This is a genomic window from Paractinoplanes atraurantiacus (assembly GCF_900215205.1).
Taxonomy (GTDB): domain Bacteria; phylum Actinomycetota; class Actinomycetes; order Mycobacteriales; family Micromonosporaceae; genus Actinoplanes; species Actinoplanes atraurantiacus.
Window position 1 is genome coordinate 19,867 of the sequence record NZ_OBDY01000002.1, and the last position, 21,096, is coordinate 40,962.

At 69.7% G+C, this 21,096-nt stretch carries 17 protein-coding genes; 12 read left to right on the forward strand and 5 right to left on the reverse strand.

What is annotated here, in order from left to right; all coding sequences use genetic code 11:
• Positions 1 to 355: 355 nt before the first annotated feature.
• The 8 genes from CRP55_RS55555 (at position 356) to CRP55_RS06815 (ending at position 9,597) form a co-directional block, all read left to right on the forward strand.
• A complete protein-coding gene (locus CRP55_RS55555) occupies positions 356 to 1,477 on the forward strand; it encodes an SDR family NAD(P)-dependent oxidoreductase (RefSeq protein ID WP_179855041.1) in 1,122 nt (373 codons plus the stop codon).
• Positions 1,478 to 1,981: 504 nt separating this feature from the next.
• The gene (locus tag CRP55_RS06785; protein ID WP_097318812.1) at positions 1,982 to 2,959 is read left to right on the forward strand and encodes a MurR/RpiR family transcriptional regulator; all 978 of its coding nucleotides are present in this window, start codon (positions 1,982 to 1,984) and stop codon (positions 2,957 to 2,959) included.
• Positions 2,960 to 3,030: 71 nt separating this feature from the next.
• Positions 3,031 to 4,335 (forward strand): extracellular solute-binding protein, encoded by a 1,305-nt coding sequence (locus CRP55_RS06790; protein WP_097318813.1) that lies wholly within the window; start codon positions 3,031 to 3,033, stop codon positions 4,333 to 4,335.
• Between the two features lie 56 nt (positions 4,336 to 4,391).
• Positions 4,392 to 5,354 carry a carbohydrate ABC transporter permease gene (locus CRP55_RS06795; RefSeq protein WP_097318814.1) on the forward strand — a complete coding sequence of 321 codons (963 nt, stop codon included), beginning with the start codon at positions 4,392 to 4,394 and terminating at the stop codon, positions 5,352 to 5,354.
• Complete coding sequence (locus CRP55_RS06800) at positions 5,354 to 6,247, forward strand: carbohydrate ABC transporter permease (RefSeq protein ID WP_097318815.1); 894 nt, start codon at positions 5,354 to 5,356, stop codon at positions 6,245 to 6,247. The genes CRP55_RS06795 and CRP55_RS06800 overlap by 1 nt, the downstream gene beginning before the upstream one ends.
• A 26-nt stretch (positions 6,248 to 6,273) precedes the next feature.
• Positions 6,274 to 7,713: an N-acetylglucosamine/diacetylchitobiose ABC transporter substrate-binding protein gene (ngcE, locus tag CRP55_RS06805; RefSeq protein ID WP_097318816.1), complete on the forward strand. Its 1,440-nt coding sequence runs from the start codon at positions 6,274 to 6,276 to the stop codon at positions 7,711 to 7,713.
• Positions 7,714 to 7,748: 35 nt separating this feature from the next.
• A complete protein-coding gene (locus CRP55_RS06810) occupies positions 7,749 to 8,654 on the forward strand; it encodes a carbohydrate ABC transporter permease (RefSeq protein ID WP_097318817.1) in 906 nt (301 codons plus the stop codon).
• Between the two features lie 10 nt (positions 8,655 to 8,664).
• Complete coding sequence (locus tag CRP55_RS06815) at positions 8,665 to 9,597, forward strand: carbohydrate ABC transporter permease (RefSeq protein WP_097318818.1); 933 nt, start codon at positions 8,665 to 8,667, stop codon at positions 9,595 to 9,597.
• Here CRP55_RS06815 and CRP55_RS06820 read toward each other — a convergent pair.
• Positions 9,590 to 10,492 carry an AraC family transcriptional regulator gene (locus CRP55_RS06820; RefSeq protein ID WP_245922853.1) on the reverse strand — a complete coding sequence of 301 codons (903 nt, stop codon included), beginning with the start codon at positions 10,490 to 10,492 and terminating at the stop codon, positions 9,590 to 9,592. The two genes, CRP55_RS06815 and CRP55_RS06820, sit on opposite strands and share 8 nt — an antisense overlap.
• Positions 10,493 to 10,530: 38 nt before the next feature.
• On the opposite strand from CRP55_RS06820, the gene CRP55_RS06825 reads away from it, so the two are divergent.
• The 3 genes from CRP55_RS06825 to CRP55_RS06835 are packed head-to-tail and all read left to right on the forward strand — an operon-like array spanning position 10,531 to position 13,423.
• On the forward strand, positions 10,531 to 11,307 hold the full coding sequence (locus tag CRP55_RS06825; protein ID WP_097318819.1) for an SDR family NAD(P)-dependent oxidoreductase: 777 nt from the start codon (positions 10,531 to 10,533) through the stop codon (positions 11,305 to 11,307).
• Positions 11,271 to 12,056, forward strand: a complete 786-nt coding sequence (locus CRP55_RS06830) for an alpha/beta fold hydrolase (protein ID WP_097318820.1) — start codon at positions 11,271 to 11,273, stop codon at positions 12,054 to 12,056. The genes CRP55_RS06825 and CRP55_RS06830 overlap by 37 nt, the downstream gene beginning before the upstream one ends.
• Entirely contained in the window at positions 12,053 to 13,423 is a 1,371-nt protein-coding gene (locus CRP55_RS06835) for an FAD-binding oxidoreductase (protein ID WP_097318821.1), read from the forward strand. The genes CRP55_RS06830 and CRP55_RS06835 overlap by 4 nt, the downstream gene beginning before the upstream one ends.
• 25 nt (positions 13,424 to 13,448) lie before the next feature.
• Here CRP55_RS06835 and CRP55_RS06840 read toward each other — a convergent pair whose 3' ends face one another.
• Positions 13,449 to 18,287 (reverse strand): hypothetical protein, encoded by a 4,839-nt coding sequence (locus tag CRP55_RS06840; protein WP_097318822.1) that lies wholly within the window; start codon positions 18,285 to 18,287, stop codon positions 13,449 to 13,451.
• Complete coding sequence (locus tag CRP55_RS06845) at positions 18,284 to 18,733, reverse strand: hypothetical protein (RefSeq protein WP_097318823.1); 450 nt, start codon at positions 18,731 to 18,733, stop codon at positions 18,284 to 18,286. Before CRP55_RS06845 ends, CRP55_RS06840 begins: the two co-directional genes overlap by 4 nt.
• Positions 18,734 to 18,816: 83 nt before the next feature.
• On the opposite strand from CRP55_RS06845, the gene CRP55_RS06850 reads away from it, so the two are divergent.
• On the forward strand, positions 18,817 to 19,149 hold the full coding sequence (locus CRP55_RS06850; protein ID WP_143234434.1) for a hypothetical protein: 333 nt from the start codon (positions 18,817 to 18,819) through the stop codon (positions 19,147 to 19,149).
• A 187-nt stretch (positions 19,150 to 19,336) separates the two neighbouring features.
• Here the strand turns inward: CRP55_RS06850 and CRP55_RS06855 are convergent, their stop codons facing one another.
• Both CRP55_RS06855 and CRP55_RS06860 read right to left on the reverse strand, forming a co-directional pair.
• Complete coding sequence (locus CRP55_RS06855; protein WP_143234436.1) at positions 19,337 to 20,560, reverse strand: hypothetical protein; 1,224 nt, start codon at positions 20,558 to 20,560, stop codon at positions 19,337 to 19,339.
• A gap of 17 nt (positions 20,561 to 20,577) precedes the next feature.
• Positions 20,578 to 21,078 carry a SigE family RNA polymerase sigma factor gene (locus tag CRP55_RS06860; RefSeq protein ID WP_097318826.1) on the reverse strand — a complete coding sequence of 167 codons (501 nt, stop codon included), beginning with the start codon at positions 21,076 to 21,078 and terminating at the stop codon, positions 20,578 to 20,580.
• Positions 21,079 to 21,096: the final 18 nt, after the last annotated feature.

Sequence of the window (21,096 nt, forward strand, 5' to 3'; positions counted from 1 at the left end):
GCCGCCCGTTGGGACGCCTTCCGCGTCGCCCGTCGTGCCGCCTTCCTCGCCGCCTGTCGTGCCGCCTCTAGCCGCAACCCATGCGCAGCACTCCGCGGCCGCCCTCGAGAAGCCTGCGGGGCCGCGCGCCGTGCCCGATAGTGATCGCGCACAGGCGTCCGCGCCGCGCGTTGTGCCGGTGAGCGACCGAGCGGTGATGGACGGCCGAGCGGTTGTCGCCCCACGGCTGGGAACCGGGTCTGATCACGGGCGCGGTGTGGCTCGGGTCGCCGGGAGGAGCGGGCACCCCTCCGAGCAGGCGGCAGCGGGGGATAGACACCCGACGGCGGCCGAGCGGCCGGGTGTGGAAGGCGCGGTGGCCGAGCGGCCGGGTGTGGAAGGCGCGGTGGCCGAGCGGCCGGGTGTGGAAGGCGCGGTGGCCGAGCGGCCGGGTGTGGAAGGCGCGGCGGCCGAGCGGCCGGGTGTGGAAGGCACGGTGGCCGAGCGGCCGGGTGTGGAAGGCACAGTGGGTGAGCGGCCGGGTGTGGAAGGCGCGGCGGTGGCCGAGCGGCCGGGTGTGGAAGGCACGGTGGGTGAGCGGTCGGGTGGGGAAGGCGCGGCGGGCCGGCGGGCGGTTGCGGAAGGCGCGGCGGGCGGTGAACTTGCGGGTGGCGTTGCCGTTGTCACTGGAGCGGGTGCCGGGCTCGGGCGTGCGATGGCGCTCGGGCTCGCCGCCTCCGGCTACGGCGTTGTGGCCGTCGATCTCGATGCTGAAAGTGCTGAAGCCTGTGCCACCCAGGCGCTGGCCTACGGGGTGGCCGCCCGGGCCATGGCGGCCGATGTGCGTGATCCGCGGTTTCTGGAGCGGATCGTGGCTGCCGCCGGGGAGCTCGGCGCCTCTGGCGGTCCCACGGTGCTGGTCAACAGCGTGGCCGGCTGGGTGGCTGAGCGTTATCCGGATTCTGAAGCGTGGGTGCCGCCCACTCTCGACCTGACCGATGCCACGCTTTTGAGTCAGCTCGTGCTCGAACCTATGCGCTCGCGCGGCGGCGGCGCGATCGTCAACGTCATCGCCGGCGGCGCGGGCACGGACCAGGAGGCGCGCCTGATCCGTTTCACCGCGACGTTCGCCCCGGTGGCCCGGCGATTCGACGTCCGGGCGATGTGCGTCACCGCCGACCGGTTGATCGTTCCGGCCACCGATGTCCTGGCCGCCGTCCTGGACCTGATCCACCGCGGCGACCCGGGCGCGATCGTCGAGCTGCGCGGCAGCCGTGCGGCCCGCTTGGACACCGGCGGCGCGGCGGGCCGCTCGGGTAGCGGCGGCTGGGTGGGTCGTTCGGGCGGCGGCAACGGAGAGGGCCGTTCGGGTAGCGGCGGCTGGGTGGGTCGTTCGGGCGGCAGCGACGGAGAGGGCCGTTCGGGCAGCGGCGGCTGGGCGGGGCGTTCGGGCGGTGGCGGACGGGTGGGGGTTCGGGCACTGTTCGCGCGTCGGTGAAGGGCTGAGAGGTTGTTTCTCGGGCTTCGGCCGAGGGTGGCGTGGAGGCCGCCCTCGGTCTTTTGTGTTTTTCGAGGGTGACCACTGAAGCGGCCGGAACGTCGGTGAGCAGGGTGAGTTGCAGCCGGCCGGTCGCTGCGGCGGGGGCCGTCAGGGTTTGGCGGGGAGGCTCATCTCCGTACCGAATCTTGTTTCGGCGGTAAAAACTGCGTTTCAGACTCGCCAAGATCTAGTACGAACGGGCCATGCGCGCTAGTCCGAACGGGCACGAAGCGTCGGGTGAAAGAGCCACCGCAAAACCGGTCAAATGTGGACGCGTGATGGCGGTCACGTCGTAAAGAACATTTCCGGATTGATGACTGTCAAGTGGTTGCGGCGTAACACGCGTTCATCGGCGCAGGTCAGGTAACGGTTTGAAAACTTCGCCCACAGTCTTGACACGGAGGGGCCTTCAGTAAGAACTTTTACCGCGACAGTAAACAGTCCTTCCTGAAGGGATGGCCAATGGGCGAGCCGGAGATGGACGGCACCGCGTCGACCGCGGTCGTCGACTCCCTGGTTCGTGGCGAGCCGGTCGTCCCGACGGTCGAGAGCGCTGCTGACCAGGTGTCGGTGCTCGTGCGCGTGCGATCGTTGCTGCCGGAGTTCACGGGGGCTCTGCGGCGCGTCGCCGAGCAGGTGCTGACCGATCCGGCGGCGGCCTCGAGGGCCACCATCGTCGAGCTCGCCGAGCGCAGCGGCACCTCGCCCGCGACCGTCACGCGGTTCTGCCGGGCGCTCGGCTTCGACGGCTATGCCGATCTGCGGCTGGGGATCGCGGCCGAGACGGGACGGGCGCGCAGCGCCGGCTGGACCGTCGACATCGGCCGCGAGATCCAGCCCAGCGACCCGCTCTCGCGGGTGCTGGGGCAGATCATGGCGGCCGACACGCAGGCCATGCACGACACCGCCGCGCTGCTCGATCTGGCCGAGGTCGAGCGGGCCGCGGTCGCCATCGCCGCCGCACCCCGCGTCAACATCTTCGGGGCCAGCGGCAGTGCCCTGGTCGGCGAGGAGATGCAGTTCAGCCTGCACCGCATCGGAGTGCCGGCGTGGGCCTGGACCGACGTCCACAACGGGCTCGCCAGCGCCGCGCTCTCCCGGCCCGGCGACGTCGCGCTCGGCATCTCGCACAGCGGACAGACCGGCGAGACCATCGAGCTGCTGGCCGAGGCCAGCAGCCGGGGCGCCACCACCATCGCCCTGACCAGCTTTCCGCGTTCGCCGCTGGCCGAGCTGGCCGACATCGTCCTTCTCACCGCCACCCAGGCCACGACCTTCCGGCCGGACGCGCTCAGCGCCCGCCATCCCCAGCTGGTCGTGCTCGATCTGCTCTACGTCGCCGTCGCGCAGCGCACCCACGAGCGCTCGCACGCCGCCTTCCAGCGCACCGCGCAAGCCGTGCACGGTCACAAGGCCGCCAAGGACGGCAGCCCCACATGATCTCCGCCGGTCACCGGCGGTGCACCAGCGACAAAACCCCCACACATAAAAAACTCCCCTCTGGAGGAAGCGTGAAGCGCAAGATCGCGGTCGCCGCGGCACTCGCTGCGACGCTGCTCGCCGCCGCCTGCGGCTCGAACGAAGACTCACCTACTACCTCCGCATCCGGCAAGGTCGACGGCGCCGGCAAGACCCTCAAGGTCTGGCTGATGGTCGACGCGCAGACGGCGTGGAAAGACGTCGTCGACAACGCGAGCAAGCGCTTCACCGAGGCCACCGGCGCCCAGGTCAACGTCGAGTACCAGCAGTGGGCCAACCACCTGACCAAGCTGGACGCCACCCTGGCCGGCACCGACGTGCCGGACGTGATCGAGCTGGGCAACAGCGAGTTCCCCAAGTACGTCTTCAGCGGCGGCTTCGCGGCGATCAACCCGGCCGACTACGAGAACTCGGGCACGTGGCTCGCGGGTCTCAAGGGCGCCTGCGACTTCGAGGGCAAGACCTACTGCGTGCCCTACTACGCCGGCGCGCGCCTGCTGATCTACCGCACCGACCTGTTCAAGGAGGCCGGCCTCGCGGCCCCCAAGACGTACGACGACTTCCTGGCCGCGGCCGAGAAGATCCAGACCGCGAAGAAGTCGGACCCGAAGTTCGGCGCCGTCTACATGCCCGGTCAGTACTGGTACGCGGCGATGAGCTGGGTCAAGTCGACCGGCGGCGACATCGCCAAGCAGGACGGCGACAAGTGGGTCGGCCAGCTCTCGCAGCCGGCCTCGATCGAGGGCCTGCAGCGCTGGGTCGACATGGTCAAGAAGTACTCGAAGGCCGACCCCACCAAGAACGAGAACGAGCAGGCCGGCATCTTCGCGCAGGGCACCTCGGCCATGTTCTACGGCAACGCGTGGGAGCAGGGCTCGGCCGAGGAGGTCAAGAAGGACCCCAACGACGAGAACTCGCCGCTGGTTCCGACCAAGGTCAAGGGCAAGCTGGCCACCGCGGCCATGCCGGAGATCCCCTCCTTCCTGGGCGGCTCGAACCTCGGCGTGGCCGAGAAGAGCCAGAACAAGGAGCTGGCGGCCCAGTGGATCAAGGCCTTCACCGACAGCCAGTCGATGGACGGCCTGATCAAGGCGAACGCGCTGCCGAACTCGACCGCGCTGCTGGACAAGGCCGCCGCGGCCAACCCGGCGCTGGCCCCGGCCGCGCAGGCGGCCAAGGACAGCTGGTTCACCCCGAACGCCGAGAAGTGGGCTGACGTCGAGAAGGGCGCGGTGCTGCAGACGATGCTCACCGACATCCTGACCGGCAAGAAGTCGGTGGCCGACGGCGCCAAGTGGGCCGACGACCAGATCAACGCGACGCTCAACGAGAGCTGAGGCCTGTGGCGCCGCCCGCGAGGGCGGCGCCACGCTTCCTGGAAGGGAACCCGCTGATGTCCGTCGTCGAATCACCGGCGACCCGCCCGGCTGCTCCAGCTCCGATTCGGCCGGCGGCCAGCAAGAAACGCAAATCGGATAAGACCCCTTGGCTGCTGGCGATTCCGGCCCTCGTCCTGCTGGCCGGGCTGCTCGGCTATCCGCTGGTCCGGATGGTGGTCCTGTCCTTCCAGAACATGCGGCTGCGCGAGCTGCTCAGCGGCGCCACGCCGCCGTGGGTGGGCTTCGACAACTACACCAAGGTGCTCACGGACAGCGTGTTCTGGGGCGTGACCGGCCGTACGGTCGCCTTCACCATCGTCTCGGTGTTGATCTCCGTCGTGCTCGGCCTGTCCATCGCCCTGCTCATGCGGCGGGTGACGCGTGGCGTACGGCTGTTCATGGTCGTCGCCATGATGTTCGTCTGGGCGCTCCCGCAGCTGGTGGCCGCGCAGATCTTCCGGTGGATGACCGACTCCGACTTCGGCGTCGTGAACTACCTGATCGACAAGATTCCGGGCGTCGACTACGCGAACCACAGCTGGTTCGTGAACCCGTGGCAGGGCTGGTCGGTGATCACCACGCTGGTGGTCTGGGCCGGCATCCCGTTCCTGGCCATCACGCTGAACGCGGGCCTCACCCAGGTGCCGAAGGAGCTGCTCGAGGCGGCGACGATGGACGGCGCGACGCCCTGGCAATCACTGCGCAACATCATCCTCCCGATCTTGAAACCCTTGATCACTATCGTCACCACGCTTTCGGTGATCTGGAACTTCGGGCTCTTCACACAGGCGTGGGTGCTGCGCGACGGTCATCCTGAGCCGTCGTTCCAGACCCTGGCGACGTACTCGTACACGCAGGCCTTCGGGCAGTCCCGGTACAGCCTGGGCTCGGCCATCGCGGTGATCACCGTGATTCTGATGCTCGGCGTGATGGTCTTCTACATCCGCCAGATGTTCAAGATCGGTGAGGTGGAGTGATGGTCGCCGTCGCCCCGGTGATGAAGAAGAGACGCGCCAAGAGCGCCGACGACGGCGTGCTCACCGTCGGCCGCAGCAAGGCCGGCACGATCGCGGCCAACACCGCCGGGATCCTGTTCTCGATCTTCATGCTGTTCCCGGTCTACTGGGTGCTCAACACCGCGTTCAAGCCGGCCAACGAGGTCCTCTCGCTGGAGCCGACGCTGCTGCCGAAGAACCCGACCTTCGACAACTTCCTGTCGGCGTTCAAGGCGCCGCTGTTCCTGGAGAACATGCTCAACGGCGTGATCATCACGTTGCTGGCGGTGGCCGGCGCGCTGGTCGTGGGCTTCCTGGCCGCGCTGTCGATCGCCCGGTTCAAGTTCTACGGCCGCAAGTCGATCATCCTGGTCATCCTCGTGGTGCAGCTGATCCCGTTCATCTCGTTGCTCATCCCGCTGTTCCTGATGCTTCAGCAGGCCAAGTTGACCAACAGCCTCATCGGTGTGAGCATCACCTACCTTGTGCTGATCCTGCCGTACACCGTGTGGACACTTCGCGGCTTCATCTCGGGCATCCCGCGTGAGCTCGACGAGGCCGCGCTGATCGACGGCTGTACCCGGGCCCAGGTCTTCTGGCGCATCATCCTCCCGCTGACCGGCCCCGGCCTGGTGGCCACCAGCGTCTACGGGTTCATCCAGGCCTGGAACGAATTCATCATCATCAACACGCTCAACAGCCCGGACAAGCAGAACCTGATGGCCTGGCTGCTGCAGAACCAGACGACCCGCGGTACCGCCTGGGGCCCCCTCATGGCCGGTGCGATCATCACCTCGATCCCGGTGGTGATCTTCTTCCTGATCATCCAGCGCAACATCGCCACCGGTCTCACGGCCGGCGCGGTCAAGGGCTGATCACAAACACAACCTGAGGAGATGTTGTGACCGATATTTTCGCCAAGCCCGAGCTGGACCGCCGTACGCTGCTGCGTCGTGCCGCCGCCGTCGGCCTGCTCGCCACCCCCGCGGTCGGCATGCTCAGCGCCTGTGTGGGCGGTGGGTCCGACGACAGCGACTCCGAGCAGGCCACCGGCACCAAGTCGGCGGACAACCCGCTCGGCATCGACCCGAAGGCCGGCGTGGAGATCGTGATCTTCAACGGCGGTCTCGGCACCGCGTACGCCACCGACGTGGACACCCCGCTGTTCAACAAGAAGTGGCCGGACGCCAAGGTCACCTACTCGGCGACCGAGCAGATCTCGACGGTCATCCAGCCCCGGATCAACGCCGGCAACCCTCCGGACATGATCAACAACTCGGGCTCGAACCTGATGGACTTCGGCGCGATCGTCAAGGCCGGCCAGGCCGCCGACCTGACCGACCTGTTCGCGGCCCCGTCGCTGGACATCCCGGGCAAGACCGTGGCCGAGACCCTGGTGCCGGGCGCGGTCGAGCAGGGCAGCTACGACGGCAAGCCGTTCGCGATGAACTACTCGTACACCGTGTTCGGTCTCTGGTACAACAAGGCGCTGTTCGCCAAGAACAACTGGACGGTCCCGACCACCTGGGCCGAGTTCACCGCCCTGTGCGACAAGATCAAGGCGGCCGGCATCACGCCGTTCGGCTACGCGGGCGCCAACGCGTCGTACTACATGGTCCGTGCCCTGCTCACCAGCGCCGGCAAGATCGGCACCGAGCAGGTCCTCAAGGACATCGACAACCTGAAGGAAGGCGCCTGGCAGAACGACGCCATCAAGCAGGCGGCGCAGGCCTGGGGCGAGATCGGCAACAAGTACATCAACAAGACGTTCCTCGGCCTCAAGCACACCGAGGTCCAGCTTCAGCAGAACCAGGACAAGGTCGCGTTCTACCCCTGCGGCTCCTGGCTCGAGAACGAGCAGGCCAAGGACACCCCGCCCGGCTTCGAGTACGCGATCGCCGCGTACCCGAGCGTGACGGCGGCCGACAAGCTCCCGGCTCCGGCCATCAACGCCGCGGCCGGCGAGATCTACTTCGCGGCGGCCAAGGGCAAGAACCCGGCCGGTGGCAAGGAGTACCTGCGCACGATGCTCTCCAAGGAGGCGGCGCTGGGCTTCACCAAGCTCACCAAGTCGCTTACGGTGGTGGCGGGCGCCTCCGACGGTGTCACCATCTCGCCCGGTCTGACCAGCGCCAACGACGCGGTCACCAAGGCCGGCAAGGACATCTTCATGGGCTACCTGTTCGACACCTGGTACAAGAAGCTCGACGACGAGTCCCGCGGTGCCGTCAACGACCTGATGTTCAAGGGCGGGGACGCGCAGAAGTTCTGCGACCGGATGGAGAAGGCGTCCCAGGCGGTTGCCAAGGACTCCTCGGTCACCAAGTTCACCCGTAGCTGATCTTTGTACGGCAACAAGTAGGACGGTAGAGCGCCATGCGACGCGGTAAGTATCCCTTCATCATCGGCTTCCTTATCGTGCCGGTGGCGCTCTACTGCACCTTTGTGGTGGCGGCGTACATCCAGACCTTCCAGTTGTCGTTGAGCAACTGGTCGGGTCTCGGCCCGATCGAGTACGTCGGCTTCGACAACTTCACCAAGCTGTGGCATGACGAGCTGTTCTGGAAGTCGATCCGGCACAACCTCTTCCTGCTCATCCTGCTGCCGATCGTCACGATCATCCTGGCCCTGGTCTTCGCCTTCCTGCTCAACGTGGGCGGCGGGCACAAGGGCGGCACCACCCGCGGCGTGTGGGGCTCCAAGATCTACCGGGTCATCTTCTTCTTCCCGCAGCTGCTGGCCCTGGCCATCGTCGCGGTGATCTTCGGCCGGGTCTTCGGGCCGGACAAGAGCGGCATGCTCAACGGCCTGTTCCCGGCCGACTGGAAACCGTGGCTGTTCCTGGCCGACGAGCGGTACGCGATGCTCTGCATCCTGATCGTGCTGATCTGGCAGGCGGTCGGCTTCTACGTCGTGCTCTTCTCGGCCGGCATGGGCTCGATCCCGGCCGAGATCTACGAGGCGGCCGCACTCGACGGCGCCACCCGCATCACCCTGTTCTTCCGGATCACGATCCCGCTGCTGTGGAACACCGTGCAGGTCGCCTGGGTCTATCTGGGCATCGCCGCGTTCGACGCCTTCGCCCTGGTCAACATCATGACGGTGGACCGGGGCGGGCCGAACGGCGCGTCCTCGGTGCTCAGCTTGATGATCTACCGCAACGCCTTCGAATTCTCGCAGGCCGGCTACGCCTCCGCGCTGGGCGTGGTCCTGTTCTTCCTGACCCTGACCTTCGCCGCGCTGACCCTCCGGGTCACCCGCCGCGATTCCGTCGAAGCCTGAGGCGGACGAGATGACGAACCTGACAAGCACCCCCGGCACCGACGCCGTTCCGGCCGCAGTCGCCACGAGCACCAAGAGCGCCGGCCGCAAGCCCGACAAGAAGCGCGACGTCAACGCCTTCACCGGCCTGGCGCACATCGCCCTGTTCGCCTGGGCGCTGGTGACGGCCGGCCCGCTGATCTGGGTGCTGCTCGCCTCCTTCAAGAGCAACACCGAGATCTTCCTCGGCGAGCCGTTCGCGCTGCCCGAGCACTTCTCGTTCCAGACGTACTTCGACGCCTGGGGCGAGGCGCACATCGGGCGCTACTTCCTCAACAGCGTCATCGTCGTGATCATCAGCACGGCCGGCACGATGCTGTTCGGCTCGATGGCCGCCTACGTGCTGGCGCGCTACCGCTTCTGGGGCAACCGCTTCATCTACTACCTGTTCGTCTCGGGTCTGGCGTTCCCGACCTTCATGGCGCTGGCGCCGCTGTTCTACATCCTCAAGAGCATGGGGCTGCTCGGCTCGTACACCGGCCTGGTCCTGGTCTACATCGCCTACTCGCTGCCGTTCACCGTCTTCTTCCTCGCGGCGTTCTTCAAGACCCTGCCGTACGAGATCGAGGAGGCGGCCACGGTCGACGGCGCCTCGCACACCCGCAAGTTCTTCCAGATCATGATGCCGATGGCGAAGTCCGGCCTGGTCAGCATCACGATCTTCAACATCGTGGGCCAGTGGAACCAGTACCTGCTGCCGGTGGTCATCATGACCGGGCCCGGCGCCGAGTCGAAATATCTGCTGACACAGGGCATCGCGAATATCAGCACCTCGGCCGGCTATCACGCCGAGTGGTCGACGCTGTTCGCCGCGCTGGTCCTCTCCATCCTGCCGATGATCATCGTGTACGCGATCTTCCAGCGGCAGATCCAGGCCGGTCTGACGGCCGGCGCCGTCAAGTAGAACGCCAGATTCCCGGAGGTACGCCGTACGCGCGCCGGAACGCCGACGCGAACGCGAACTCCGAGGTGTAGCCGACCCGGGCCGCCACCGCGGCCACCGTGAGCCGCTCGTCCCGCAGCAGGAGCCGCGCCTTGTGCAGGCGCAGCGCCCGCAGATAGTGGACGGGCGGCTCACCCACAGCGGCCGAGAACCGGGCGGCGAACGCCGTCCGGGACAGCCGCGCCGTGGCCGCCAGCGACGCGAGCGCCCACGGGCGACCCGGATCGCCGTGCATCGCGCCGAGCGCCGCCGCCAGATGCGGGTCGCGTAAGCCCGCCAGCCAACCCGGATGATCGGTGACCTCGCCGTGCCGCCGGATGGCCCGCGCGATCATCGCGTCCGACAGGCGGGCCATGACGACGTCGCTGCCCGGCCCGGCCTCGAACGCCTCCTGCCGCAGCGCCTCGACGTAGGGCGCGAGCCACTGGCTCTCGGCGGCCGGAATCAGGATCACCCGCGGCAGCCCGCTCAGCGCTGGATGATCGGGCTCGCCGGCGACGAAGGCCCCGCAGACGATCGTGGTGGACGGCCCGGCCGTGCCGTGGCGCAGCCGCACCCCCTCGGCCCGCGCCGCGAGCTCGAAGCCGGAGGTGGCGGGCGCGACCCCGTACACCAACTCATGATTGTCGCCCTTGGGCAGGATGACCGTGTCGCCCTCGCTCAGCGGGACGACCTCGCCGGCCAGCGACAGGTCGCAGCGGCCGGAGGTGATCAGGTGGACGCCGCGCAGCCCCGGCCGGTCGAAGACGAGCCGGAACTCCCCGCTCATCTCGATCCAGCGATAGGCGGCGGTGGCGAAGCGGATCTCGCGCAGGACGGTGCCCAGGACGTCCGATGTGGTCTGCGGGACGGGCACACATGGATTGTCGCCCCGCCCGTTCCTAGCGTCGAGGGATGACGAAGATACTGGTGACAGGCTCGACCGGGATCGGCGGAGCGGTGGCCGCGGAGCTGGGGGAGCGGGCCCTGACGATCGGCCGCCACGGCCGGATCCGGGCTGACCTTTCCCTTTTGGCCTCCGTCGCCGAGGCGGCCGACGAGGTGGCCGCCTCCCACGACCGGCTCGACGCGATCGTCTGCTGCGCCGGGGTGTTCACGATGCGCGCGGCCACGACGGCCGAAGGGCTGGAACGGGCCTGGGTGCTCAACTATCTGTCCCGCTTCCTGCTGATCGACCGGCTGCTGCCGCTGCTGCCGCCGGACGGGCGCGTGGTGCTGGTGGCGAACGCGGGCCGTTATCGGGACACGCGCGGCAATCCCACGTGGGGGCTGGGGGTCGCCGGTCGCACCCAGTTCGCCAACGACCTGTACGCGGTGGAGTTGGCCTCTCGGCACCCCTCACTCTCGGTGGCCTGTGTCTATCCGGGTCTGGTCGCCACGGGGGTGTTCCGGGACGCGTACGGCGTGCCGGCCCCGCTTCGGTGGGTGATGAACGCGCTCCAGCAGCGGATCGGCGCTTCTCCCGCCTCGGCCGCGCGTGGGCCCGTACAACTAGCAATCGGTCCTCGGTTTGCTTCTGGTTTCTATGGCCCGTCGGCCCGGCCGCTGTCGATTCCGGCTCGGGTGCGTGACGGGCGAAGGGCCGAGTTGTGGGCCGAGAGCGAGGCCGTGACCACGCGCGTAAGGTCGCAGACATGCCGACGATCACGACCAGCGACGGGGTCCGCCTGAATTACACCGACGAGGGCGCCGGCACGCCGATCGTCCTGATCGCCGGCTTCTGCGCGCCGCTGGAGAGCTGGGAGCTGCAGCGGCGGCCGCTGCTCGAGGCGGGCTATCGGGTGATCGGCTTCGACCGCCGCTCGCACGGGGCGTCCGAGTCACCTTCGTACGGGCAGCGCTTGTCTCGCCATGGCGCCGACGTGCACGAATTCCTCCGCGCGCTCGACCTGGAGGACGTCGTGCTCATCGGCGGCTCGATGGGCGCCAGCACAATCTGGGCTTATTACGATTTATTTGGACCAGGCTGGCTGCGGGCGGTCGTCACCATTGATCAGACGCCGAAGATGGTCAACGACGCCACCTGGTCACACGGCTTCTACGGCCTGACCCGTGAAAACGTGGGCACGTTCTTCGACAACGGCGTCCCCGGCACCGGGCGCGGCCGGCAGGACCGGCTGGCCGGCCTCAGCCGGGTCACCGAGGCGCTCGGGCGGCCGCCTGTCTTCGCCGATCCCAGCACACCCGAACGCCGCGCCCTGCTCCAGAACCACGCCGAAGCGGACTGGCGTGACGTCATCGCGCGCATGACGGTGCCGTCGCTGTTCATCGCGGGCCGCGACAGCCAGCTCTGGCCCAGCACGCACGCCCTAGATCTGAATGAGTCGGCCCGGGTGGTGACGCTCGACGACTGCGGGCACGCCGCCAACCTCGACCAGCCCGAAGCGGTGAACGACGCGATCCTGGAGTTCCTCAAGTGAAAGACCTGCTGACCGGCCTCGACATCGTCGACGACGCGGACGTCCTGGAGAGCCTCGCCCACGACGACGCCGAGTGGGCGCCCTACGGAAAGCCGGTCGCGGCCGTCCGCCCCAAAACCACTGATGACGTACGCCGGGTGGTGGCGGCCTGCGCGGAACGAGGCATTCCGCTCGTCGCGCGCGGAGCCGGCACCGGCCTCTCCGGCGGTGCCAACGCCGTCGACGGCGCCATGATCATCGACCTGTCGAAGATGAACAAGATCGTCGAGATCGACGCCGAGAACATGACGGCGACGGTCCAGCCGGGCGTCGTCAACGACGACCTGAAGAAGGCCGTGGCCGCACACGGCCTGTGGTATCCGCCCGACCCGGCCAGCGCCCCGTGGTCGACCATCGGCGGCAACGTCGCCACCAACGCGGGCGGCCTGTGCTGCCTGAAATACGGCGTCACCCGCGACTACGTCCTCGGCCTGGAGGCGGTGGTGGGCGGTCCGGCGGGGGCCTACGGCACGGTCGTACGCCTCGGTCACCGCACCACGAAAGGCGTCAGCGGCTACGACCTGGCCGCCCTGTTCACCGGCTCCGAAGGCACCTTCGGCGTCATCACCGAGATCACCCTGCGCCTGCGCCCGGCCCGCCGCGAGGCCCCGCGCACGGTGGTCGGCGCCTTCGACAGCGTCGTGGCGGCCGGATCGGCGGTGGCCGCGCTGACCCGGGCCGGCCTGCTGCCGGCCGCCCTGGAACTGCTGGACCGCACCTGCCTGCGGGCGGTCGAGGAGTGGAAACACTTGGGCCTCTCAGCGGACGCGGCCGCCCTGCTGCTGGCCCAGCTGGACAGCCCCGGCGCGGCCGGCGACGAGGAGGCGGCCGCGGTGGCCGCGGTCTTCCGCGAGGCCGGCGCCATGTGGGCCGAGCAGTCCACCGACGAGATCGAGGCCGAGGCGTTGTTCGCGGCCCGGCGCCTGGCCTACCCGGCGCTGGAGCGCCTGAGCCCGGTCCTCACCGAGGACGTGTGCGTCCCCCGCTCACGGGTCCCCGACATGCTGGCCGCCATCGAGGAGATCGCCACCCGCCACGGAGCGACGATCGCCACGATCGCCCACGCCGGCGACGGCAACCTGCACCCGCTGATCCTGGCCCCCGCCGGCGACGAGCAGGCCCGGCTGGCCGCCCAGGCCGCCTTCGAAGACATGCTGACGGCCGCCATAGCCATGGGCGGCACGGTAACCGGCGAGCATGGCGTGGGCCTGCTGAAGCGGGACGGCATGAAGCAGGAACTCTCCCCGTCGGTCCTCGCCATGCAGGTCGCCATCAAGCAGACCCTCGACCCCCTGAACCTCTTCAACCCCGGCAAGGTCGTCGGCTGACCGGGATCACGCCGGAACCGATGGCTCACTGAAGCCGTAATATGCGCGCGGCCGCACGCTCCGCGATTGCGTGCGCCTGCGCGACCTCCAGCGGCTCGGTAGCCGCGACGCCCCGCGCCACGAAGAGCTTGACCACCACAGAGCTGACTCGAAAGACGTAGAAGAACATGGTCATCTCGATCTCCGCGATCGGCATCAGACGCGCGCCGCCGAACACGCGACACTCCTCGCCGACCGGGAGCGCCTCGGGGATCGGCGGGTTGCCCTCGCTGTTGGCCAGGAGCCGTTCGGCGTGGTAGGCGGCCGCCGACGCTGCGTCGGGGAACACGAAGCGGATGTCGACGAGTCGCCAGACGGAGCTGGTGTCTGGGGCGAGCCAGACACGCAGGCCGGTGCCGACGCCGCCGCAGGCGGAAAACGCATAGTCGCCCGGGTCGGGGGCGAGGTCGGCGGAGTCCTGCACCAGTTGCATGCCCGGCAGATCCTCGGCGGTCAGGTACACCTCCCGGAAGGCCTCGAGGGCCGGTGGCGGCCCCGGGTCGGGGATCGGGTCCGGGTCACGGGCGCCCGGATCGGCAACCCCGTCCAGATGTCCCTCCACCGCCGGGCCGACGATGGCCTGTGCCGCGCGAAAGGCGGTGTCGAGCCGTGCGAACACGTCCGTGCCGGCGACGGCGGCAAGCGGGGTGACAGCGCGCCGCAATCCCTCCATCAGCGGCTGCCAGCCCGCGTCGAGCTGCCGGCAGGCCACGGCGACGATGAGTTCCATGTCGCCGGTCTCGGCCGCGACCGCCAGCACGTCGGCGAGCAGGTCGACTCGCAGGTAGACGTTCTCGATGCCGGCGATCCGGTCCAGGGCCGCCCGGACGAGCCCGGCGTCGCCCTCGGCGAGCATCAGCAGGCCCACGGCCGCCGACCACGGATCCACCTCGGCGAGCGCGGCCACTTCGCGATCGGTGAGCTCCCGGCGGTCGTCCTCGCCGAGCCACCTCAGCGCGGTAGCGACGGCCATGGCCCGATGCGTGGGTGCGAGCCCGGCCGGCGCGTCGTCCAGCTCTTGGCGGACGGCGTCGGCCAGCACGGCCGGGTCCCGCGTGAGTGCAGCGACGAACAGCCGGCCGAGTAGTTGCCGGCCGGGATCGCGGATGCCGGACAGGATCTCCGCGGCCAGGTCGCCGTCGATCGGCGTCACCACCCAGAGACCGGCCATCCGGATCAGGTCCTGCTGGATCGGGTCGGGCACCTGGTCGGCCGTGCCGACCGCGTCCCGGACGAAGGCGGCGACCTCGAGGGCGTCGGGATGGGCGGACACCGGACCGTACAGGCGGTCGACGAGGCGCTGAGCGCGCAGCGTCGCCGAGAGATACCAGGAGTCGGCGGCCATCGCCAGCGCGCTCGCGGTCGCCTCCATCTCCTCGGGCAGCAGGAGCGCCGCCTCAAACCGGGCGCGGGCGGCGGGGTCGAGGTATCGCAGCGTCGGTGCCTGGTCGATCTTGGTCAGGTCGAGCTCGGCCGTGTAGCGGGGTAGCGTGACGGCGGCCCGCCCGGCCGCGGCCACCGCGCCGCTCCGGCGGGGATCGTCCGCCTCGGACAGTGGCGCGATGAGCGCCGCCAGCGCGATGAGTCGCTCGGCCGGGTCGTCGAGCCACCCGGTGAGCGCGATCGCCGCATCCCGGTCGTCGGCTGCCGTCGGCGTCACGGCGGCGGCCAGCACACCCGCCCATGACGCGATGCTGCCCCGGCTGCCCGGCCCCATCTGCATGCTGCGGGCCACGTCGGCCGGCTCGGCGAAGGGGACCCGGTCGCGGGCGGCGTGCCAGTAGTTGAGGCAGTTGCTCATGTAGGTGATGAAGTTCGTCGCCCGGACGAGGGAGGGCACCCCACCGTCCTCCACGGGTCTGAAGAAGCCGCCGTGGACGAGCCGCCCGTCGGCCCGGCCCAGGCGGCTCTCTTGCTCCGGCATGCACTCCTCGAGCAGTGCCCGAGCGAGCGCGGGGTCGCCGTCGCAGGCGTCGATGCCCAGGCAGGCGAGAGCGGACAGCCGACCGTCGAGGGAGTCCCATGGGCCGCCGCTGATCCAGCTGCCGTCCATCAGCCGGGCCAGCCGCAGCGCGCGTGGCGGGTCCCAGGTCCGCACAGCCTGGGCCGTCATGCCCAGCGTGCTCGTGATGCGGCTCTCGTAGGGATCCGTGTTCTTCTCCGCGGCGGTGACGATCAGCTCCTCGGCCTCGTCGGCCAGCGCCCGGGCCCGGTCCGGGTCGGCCGGATCTAGGGCGACGGCCAGTTCGGCGATGGAGTCGGCCGGCCCGAACCAGCCCAGCCCCCGCTCGTACTCCAGCACCTGATCCGCCATCTCCGAGGCCTTATCGGGACGCCCGAGCACCGCCCACAGCCGTACGGCGCCGGTCTTCGCCCAGCTTTCCGCGTTGTCCGCGCCGGCGATCCGGTCGAGCAGCTCGCCGGCCAGGCCGGGCTGGCCGGCCGCGACGATCTTGGCCGCGGTCAGCAGGTGGCGCGTCTCCGTCCCGGGCGCGGACGCGGCCGCGAGCAGTTCGGCCGCGAACTGCTCGGCCCGATCCAGGGCGAACTCCCCGTACGACGCGACCAGCTGCGCCAGGGCCGGCAGCGGCTCCTTGGCCCGCCCGTTCTCGACATCCTGCTCTGCTATCGACAGCAGTCGATCCCGATCCTGGGTGCTGACCTGACAGGCCAACTGCGCCGCGGCGGCGGCCCGGCCACCGGTCATGCGCTCGATCAAGGGCGCCCGCGCGTCCGGTGGCCGAGCTCCGGCCGCGGCCTCCAGCACGAGATCGTGGACGCGGTGACGGTCCCACTGCGGTTCTGCGCCGGCCGCGAGGGTCAGCGCACGGTCAAGGTCGTAGGGCGCGAGGGCCACCGCGGCCACCTCGACCGCCTCCCGGTTGCGCAACCCGGTGAACAGGCTGTCGTCGATCACCGGCACCTCGGTGGCCGCCGCGACCAGCAGCTCGGCGCCGTCGTACGGGCCGAGACGGTGGCGCTCGGCGGTTGGGGTGCAGGCGACCAGCGCCCGCGTCGCGGCGAAGCGGTGCTCACCCGGCGGGAGCAGCTCGATGCGGGCCTGCGCCTCGTCGATCCGGCCGAGGCGGGCCATCAGGCCGAACACGGCCGGGGCCAGGTGGGTCCCGCCGGCGCCGAGATCGGCTCGGACCAGGGCGAGGAAGAGCGCGTCGGCCAGCGTGTCGGCCGGAGCGCGGCCCGGGTCCTGGTGCGACAACGCCGCCTCGACCAGCCGCTGGAAGGGCAGGTCGGTGAGGAACCGCCGCCGCGACTCGACGCGCATCCCCGCGGTGACCAGCTCGATGATCTGCACCTGTCCCGCCGGGCCGAGCTCGGCGAGGTGGTCGGCCAGGTGCAACAGCCCGTAGTCGTCGACGACGGTCCAGTCGACCTCCGCCCACACGGCGGCGCCTCGGTAGACCCTGACCACCCGCCGGTGCCACTCGTCGCCCCTGACGAACAGGTCCGGCGCCTCGTCCTCGGCCTCGCCAGTCAGGAACTCGGCCACCGACGGGTGGAAGAATTGCCAGCGATGCTCGACCTCGTCGAGCAGCGGCCGCAGGAGCCGGATCAGGTCGTCGACGGCGCTGGGCCACACCCGGACAGAGCCGAGCCATGTGAGCTGAGCGGAACTCAGCGGGGCGCGGGCAACTGCCAGCACGGCGACGAGCCGCTGCCCGGCGCCCTCCCAGGCCGGCACAAGCTCATCGCCGGCGCTGCGCGGGTCCCTCACGTCGAGCAACCCCAGCCGCTCGATCTCTGTGCGCGCGTTGTGAAGGAAGACCGCATACAGCGCGCCCAGGCCGGCCGGCAGCACGTCGAGGCTCAGCAGGCTGTCGGCCAGCTCGTCGTCACCGCCCGCCACAGCCCCGTCGAGGCCCCGTTGCCACGCGCGCAGGTAGGCGAAGTTGCCCTCCGAGGCGTCGGCGACATGCTCGGCCACTGAACCCGGATCGGCGACTCGGTCCGCGATGGCGGGCGCCCTCAGCACGCCGGTTGCGAAGCCGTGGGTGTCGGTTCGAACGGCGCCAGCCAGCTCGTTGAGGTCGATCGTCTCCACCTGCCCAGGGCGGACGCCTTGCAAGGTCGCCAGGCGCGGGTGGGGCCGCGAGGAGAACACGATGCGGACGTTCTGCGGCAGCTGTGGGCTGCGCTCCAGCCAGTCGAGGACGCTCACCTCGCTGCGGAAGCGCAGCGACTCGTCGATCGCGTCGACGAGGACGACGATCCGCTCGCCCGTAGCCATCGAGGCCAGCGCCGCCGCCGGGTCGAGCAGCGCCAGGAACTGCAGATTCTCCCACGTGAGCAGGCGCGGGTCCACAGTCGCGCGGGCGACGTCGAGGCCTACGAGCCGGCCGCCGAGGTCGGTCACATGCTGCTCGACACGGATCGCGGTGCGGTGGAACGGCGAGACGGTGAGGTCCTCGATCCGCACGCCGACCACGCTCGCGCCTGGACCGGCGGCCGCCACCCGCTGATTCACCACCACCGTCAGCAGGTCAGGGTCGAACAGCTCGGGCCGACGGGTGGCCAGCTGGTGGCCGACTCGCAGGAGCGCCGATACGGCGTCACCCCCGCTCAGCGGTGTGGTGCTGTCGCGGCGGATGAAGTAACGCCCCCAGCCGGGGTGGCGCGCGGCGAGGCCGGCCATGAGGCCGCTCTTGCCGGCGCCGGGCTCTCCGATCAGCACGACGTAGCGGCAGTCCGGCCGTTCCAGCCGTTCCCGTACGGCCTCTTCAAGCCAGATTCGCCGCACGTAGGCCGGGTCGTCCACGTAGTCGCTGACGACATCGTCGAAGAACAGCTCGCCGGCGTCGGCGGTCACTGTCCCAGCCGCTTGATGTCCGCGCCCACGACGTTGGAGGAGGCATCTTTGATCTCCTGTCGCACCGTGACTCGGCCGCTCAGCATCTGCTCGACCTTGGCGCCGGTGACGCCGTGGGCGGTCGCGATCGACTGGAACACGTCGACTCCCGGCCCGGCGCTCTGGAGCAGGGCCGCGAGTTCGGCCTGCATCGCCGGGTCGTCGGCCAGCTTGCTGATCAGCCGGGCCTCCACGACCGGCTGGTAGATCTCCGGCTCGGCGGTGAATCTCTCGAGGTCGCCGGAGGCCGACGAGTCACCCGACCACCATGACTTGATCTTGGCGAAGATGCCGGAGGCGCCGTCCGCGGCGGCGTCCTCCACCGCACTGAGGGCACCGTCCGCCACCTTGCCGGCCACCTTGAGCAAGGCACCCATGACCAGGGGAACCAGGATCTCGAGTCCCATGACGCGCCCTCCCGTCGCCATTCGGCCGATGTCATCGTCGTGCGGATCGGACCGCACGGGCAACGCCGGTTCGGGTCGCACTGATGTCCGGCATCCGACTGTGCTTCCAACGCCAGTCGGTGGCCGCTCCACCACATGGCGCTGTGCCGTCGCCGGACCCGTTCGGCTGGGCGATGGGGATGCGGCACGCCGAGGTTCTCGCCGCCGAGCGGGACCGGGAGGCGGCGACGGCCTTCGGTAAGGGTCGGCTGGCTCATCTCGTGTCCGAGGAGGACTTCGTGGCGTCGCCGGCCATCCTGCTGCCCAGCGAGAACGTTATGCAGATCCTCGGGCCGGTGCGCGGGTGGCCGCGCGGGCGCCTCGGCGGCGCTTCGATCCGCGGGCGATCCGGCGCGCCTGATCGTGCCGGCCGGTGATGAATCGTCCACCTGGAACGCGGCTTCGCGGGCATTCGACCAGGAAAATTCGGATCGTGGCCTTGGTTATGACGACGCGGTCGAGGCGAGCTGACCGGGCAAGGTGCCCGCTCAGGAAACAGCCGACGACGTCACGGAGCCGGAGGAGGCGGAGTGGGCGGCGCCTCCGCGCCGCCCACTCGTCATGTCAGCGGCAGGTCCACATGAGAGGGCGGTTGGCCACCGGGTCGGAGGCTGTGGTGTCTGTGGTGTAGCCGGCGGCTACCTTGCCGTCGGCGCTGAAGGCGCTTGTCACGTACTCCTTCATCTTGTTGTAGAACGGGAGGGGTACGGCCTTCTCGCCGGCGATGATGATGGGCTCGAAATGGCCTGTGGTGGCCAGGACCCAGCCGTTGGCGGCGCCCAGGGTGAGCGGGCCGAGCGGGATGTCGAGCTCCTCGTACTCGTTGGCCGCGATGTTGTAGCGGTAGGTCGCGAAGGTGCGGCTTCCGCCGTCGGGGCTGTCGCGGACGGCCCGGCCGTAGACCCAGCCGCTGCTGACCGACTCCGGCCAGAAGTAGGTGGCCTTCACGCCTTCCACCTCGGGCAGGGGCATCAGGCGGGCCTTGCCGTTCGGCAGCCAGAGGTAGCCGGTGCTCTCGGTGTTCCTCTTCGCGACCGTGCCGATGACCGTGCCGTCCTCGTCGATGGCCTTCGCCTCGCCGGTGCGGAACCCGGACGGCAGGCGCAGCCGCACCGGGTTGGCGCCGGGCGCGGCCCACGTGGCCGGTGTCCCCTCGTACGGGTCGCCGAGCGTGCCGGCGATGGTGCCCGCGTCGTTGATGGCGTTGGCCGTGGCCCGGCCGCCGCGCAGCGGTGTCACGGTGCTGCCCGTGGAGACGTACGCCCGCTGCTCCTCGCCCTTGGTGAAGCTGTAGCCGACGGCCACGCCGGACGAGTTGATGTCGCCCCAGGCCCCGTCGTCGCCGGGCATGGACGGGCGGTTCTGCAGGACGCCGTCCTTCCAGATGACCGTGTACACCTCGAGCTTGGGCGGATAGACCCGCCCGGTCAGGTAGTGGCCGCTCGGGTCGCCCGAGCTGACCGTCGCCTTCTTGATGTCGCCGGTGGGCAGCAGCTTCACTGTGCAGTCCCGCGGGACAGCCGGCGCCGGGGCGGCGGCCACGGTCGAGGGGGAAGGAGAAACGACGGGCGCCGGTTCGGACGAGGGGCGCAGGGCGGCCACCGCCACCGTTCCGCCGCCGGCGGCCACGGCGGTCACCGCGGCCAGGGCCACCCCGCCCGACCAGCGGCGGGCGCGGCGCCGGCGGCGGCCCTCGTCCATCGTGCGGGGAATGTCGATCCGCGACGGGGCCGGCGGCTCGTCGGGGATCGTCCGCAGGATCCGCACCGTCCGGTCGTCCTCACTCATGTCGTTCTCTCCCAGGTTCATAGCCGGTCCAAGGCGGCCGAGTCGAAAACAAGGCGGAGCTTGTCGAGGGCGTGCGCGCATTGGCTTTTCACGGTTCCCTCGGAGCAGCCCAGGTGGTGGGCGACCTCCTTGACCGGCAGGTCGCACAGGTAGCGCAGCACGACGACGGCCCGCTGTCGCGGCGGCAACTGCATCAGCGCGGTCCGTACGACGGACTGGTCGTCCACGGGCACGTGCGGGGCCGGGCCCCGGTCCGGTAACCAGTCGAGCAGCGCGACCTTCCACCAGCCGCGGCGGCGCTCGTCGAGGAAGACCCGGACGAGCATGGTGTTCACGTACGCGTCGACGTTCTCCACGTGGCCGATGCCCGGCCACCGTGTGTAGAGCTTCGTCAGCGTCTCCTGCACGATGTCGTCGGCCTGATGCGAGTCACCGCAGAGCAGATACGCCGTGCGCCGCAGCCCTTTCACCCGGCCGTGCACGAAGGCCAGGTATTCGCTGTCCGTTCTCTTCGGCATCCCCGCTCCTGTCGATGT

Coding starts and splice junctions, on each gene's coding strand:
- CRP55_RS06785 (WP_097318812.1), top strand. CDS start 1,982: ATGGGCGAGCCGGAGATGGACGGCACCGCGTCGACCGCGGTCGTCGAC.
- CRP55_RS06795 (WP_097318814.1), top strand. CDS start 4,392: ATGTCCGTCGTCGAATCACCGGCGACCCGCCCGGCTGCTCCAGCTCCG.
- CRP55_RS06800 (WP_097318815.1), top strand. CDS start 5,354: ATGGTCGCCGTCGCCCCGGTGATGAAGAAGAGACGCGCCAAGAGCGCC.
- CRP55_RS06810 (WP_097318817.1), top strand. CDS start 7,749: ATGCGACGCGGTAAGTATCCCTTCATCATCGGCTTCCTTATCGTGCCG.
- CRP55_RS06815 (WP_097318818.1), top strand. CDS start 8,665: ATGACGAACCTGACAAGCACCCCCGGCACCGACGCCGTTCCGGCCGCA.
- CRP55_RS06825 (WP_097318819.1), top strand. CDS start 10,531: ATGACGAAGATACTGGTGACAGGCTCGACCGGGATCGGCGGAGCGGTG.
- CRP55_RS06830 (WP_097318820.1), top strand. CDS start 11,271: ATGCCGACGATCACGACCAGCGACGGGGTCCGCCTGAATTACACCGAC.
- CRP55_RS06845 (WP_097318823.1), bottom strand. CDS start 18,733: ATGGGACTCGAGATCCTGGTTCCCCTGGTCATGGGTGCCTTGCTCAAG.
- CRP55_RS06850 (WP_143234434.1), top strand. CDS start 18,817: ATGTCCGGCATCCGACTGTGCTTCCAACGCCAGTCGGTGGCCGCTCCA.
- CRP55_RS06855 (WP_143234436.1), bottom strand. CDS start 20,560: ATGAGTGAGGACGACCGGACGGTGCGGATCCTGCGGACGATCCCCGAC.
- CRP55_RS06860 (WP_097318826.1), bottom strand. CDS start 21,078: ATGCCGAAGAGAACGGACAGCGAATACCTGGCCTTCGTGCACGGCCGG.